The sequence below is a fragment of the Christiangramia qingdaonensis genome (genome assembly GCF_048381525.1).
GTDB lineage: Bacteria > Bacteroidota > Bacteroidia > Flavobacteriales > Flavobacteriaceae > Christiangramia.
Genome location: NZ_JBLWIM010000018.1, coordinates 111652 through 114181, shown reverse-complemented (window position 1 = coordinate 114181; position 2530 = coordinate 111652). Strand labels below are relative to the sequence as shown.

The 2530-nt window shown below is 36.9% G+C and carries 3 protein-coding genes and 1 pseudogene; 2 read left to right on the top strand and 2 right to left on the bottom strand.

Annotated elements, in window-relative coordinates:
- The first annotated feature begins 102 nt into the window (after positions 1 to 102).
- A complete protein-coding gene (locus ACNI3T_RS14380; RefSeq protein ID WP_418228419.1) occupies positions 103 to 504 on the top strand; it encodes a lipocalin-like domain-containing protein in 402 nt (133 codons plus the stop codon).
- A gap of 62 nt (positions 505 to 566) precedes the next feature.
- Complete coding sequence (mazG, locus tag ACNI3T_RS14375; RefSeq protein WP_322300716.1) at positions 567 to 1340, top strand: nucleoside triphosphate pyrophosphohydrolase; 774 nt, start codon at positions 567 to 569, stop codon at positions 1338 to 1340.
- 444 nt (positions 1341 to 1784) lie between these two features.
- Here the strand turns inward: mazG and ACNI3T_RS14370 are convergent, their stop codons facing one another.
- Together ACNI3T_RS14370 and ACNI3T_RS14365 are read right to left on the bottom strand one after the other, a co-directional pair.
- Positions 1785 to 2159: a DUF2200 domain-containing protein gene (locus ACNI3T_RS14370; RefSeq protein ID WP_418228418.1), complete on the bottom strand. Its 375-nt coding sequence runs from the start codon at positions 2157 to 2159 to the stop codon at positions 1785 to 1787.
- 160 nt (positions 2160 to 2319) lie between these two features.
- Positions 2320 to 2530, bottom strand: a pseudogene (locus ACNI3T_RS14365) (DUF349 domain-containing protein); the annotation flags it as partial.

Sequence of the window (2530 nt, the reverse complement as noted above, 5' to 3'; positions counted from 1 at the left end):
TCTTCCACCCTCACAAAGCTTCTCAGAAATGAGAAGCTTTTTTTGTTTACGCAACCTTTCTCAGTTATTTGCATCTAACTATTGAATCAAATCAATTGAAAAATGAGAAAATTAATACTTCTTTTCGTCGCAGCCATTTCATTGAGTAGTTGTAGCAGCAGTGATGACAGCCTGTTAATTGTAGATCTTACTGTAGATAGTCTTTCAGGAACCTGGAAAATGACCGATGCATATGTAAGTCCGGGTGGTGAGACAACCTGGCAAACCGTTGAAAACGGTACAGAATATACATTTTCTCCAAATGGTAATTTTAATGTTACCCAGGAAGAATGTCCAACAGGAACCTATAATCTCAATCTTGATGAAAACAAACTTTCATTCACTTGTACGAATGACACGGAAAGTATGCGCTCCTTTAGGGTAGTTAGCATTACTGAAAGCGAAATGGAGATAAGTTATATAGGTTGTATAGAAGCTTGTATTTATAGATATCGCAAGCAATAAACCTCAGTTCATGTTCATCATACGGTTTTGAAATATTACTTTTGAAAAAATCGTATTTCAGTATGAATTCAAGGCAAGATCAACTACAGGCATTTGACAGATTATTAACCATCATGGATGAGCTCCGGGAAAAATGTCCCTGGGATCGTAAACAAACCATGGAATCCTTGCGTCATCTTACCATTGAAGAAACCTACGAGCTTGGCGATGCCATTCTAGATAAAGACATGGATGAGATTCGGAAAGAACTGGGAGATGTCTTATTACATCTTGTGTTTTATTCGAAGATTGGAAGCGAGACTAATGATTTTGACATTGCAGATGTTGCGAATGGTATATGTGATAAACTTATAGACCGGCACCCTCATATTTACGGGGATGTGGTTGTCGCAGATGAGGAAGAAGTAAAGCGGAATTGGGAAAACCTGAAATTAAAGGAAGGTAAGAAAAGTGTTCTCGAAGGAGTACCCAAATCGTTGCCGGCAATGGTCAAAGCGAACCGGATACAGGATAAAGTTGCAGGTGTTGGGTTTGACTGGGAAGAACCCAAACAGGTATTTGAGAAGCTTCAGGAAGAACTAAAGGAGTTGGAAGATGAAGTTACAGATAACAACAGTGATCTTATCGAGGCAGAATTTGGTGATGTATTGTTTTCTATGATTAATTATGCTCGTTTTCTAAAAGTGAATCCTGAAAATGCGTTGGAGCGTACCAATAAAAAATTCATTAAACGATTTCAGTATCTCGAAAGTAAAGCAGCAGAGCAGGGCAAAGCTCTGAAAGATATGAGCCTTTCTGAAATGGATATATTCTGGAACGAGGCTAAAAATGTATAAATAGTTAGTATATTTTTCCGGTCATTTTACCAACAAAGGAAGGTTTCAGGAATCAACGGCATAAGTAATTAGAACTGATAATTTTTAAACTTTCAGTTTTCCCCGACCTTTTTAGATAACCCAGTATTTGTACTTAATATATAATATCGGGTTGATTACATAGAGCTTTTGTTATAGCACCTGCATCCAACCTTAAAGAATAAGTGCTTCTGAAGAAATTGTAAAACTTTTGATTGCTCTTCGCCTTGTTTGTAAAAGTGGTTTGGTACAGTTTTTCACTTTATTAGTTAGGTAAAAAAGAAGGGTCGTCTGTAGATATTTTCCTAAGAAAAGGGCTCAATTATTCAAGCATCAACCACATTAAAACTTCCGCAGGGATTGCCGAATTATGATGAGAATAGCATTTCCTTATAGTGATTGTTAACAACGGTGTAACTCCGACTTTTATGAACTTCTCAAAATTTTTTCCATCTCTCGTCCTTTGGCCAATTCATCAATCAACTTTTCCATTTTCCTGCAATCCCGATACAAAGCGAATTCTTCAGGAATATCTTCAATACGATAACCGCACACTACTCCATTGATCATATATGCATTCTCGTGTATCCTGGCTCCTTCAAAAAAATCACCGAAAGTTCCATTACCGTCAATAAAGGATTCTAATTTATCCTGATTATAGCCCGTCAACCACTTAATAATCCTGTCAAGTTCATCTTTAGTTCTACCGTGCTTCTTTATTCTATTGAGGTAATGCGGATAAACAGCGCCGAATTTCATTTTCGCGATTTGCTCATTCTTTTCTGCTGTTACTACTGCCATGACTTAAAATTGATAGGTACCAGATAGAATATCGCGACGCAAACGCAATCGCCAGTTTTCTGGTTCTTTAAAGAACTATAGCCTGTAAAACTTCTTATAGAAAAGTTTTAAAACTTAACCGATCACAAAAAATATTACAGGCAATAGCATTGAACTCTTACTAGTACAAGGTTTTAATCTTAGCAAGTTTTTCCTGCCATACTTCCAGGTCGGCTTTATGCTGAGCAATATTCTTATGTACATCCTGTACCAGTGGATTATCATCATCTACATTACTGAAGAACTGTAAATTGTTCTCAAGTTGCCTGATCTCTGCCTTGGTTTCTTCGATCTTTTTGGTAAGAAAATAGTGTTCGTTCCTGATCTTTTTG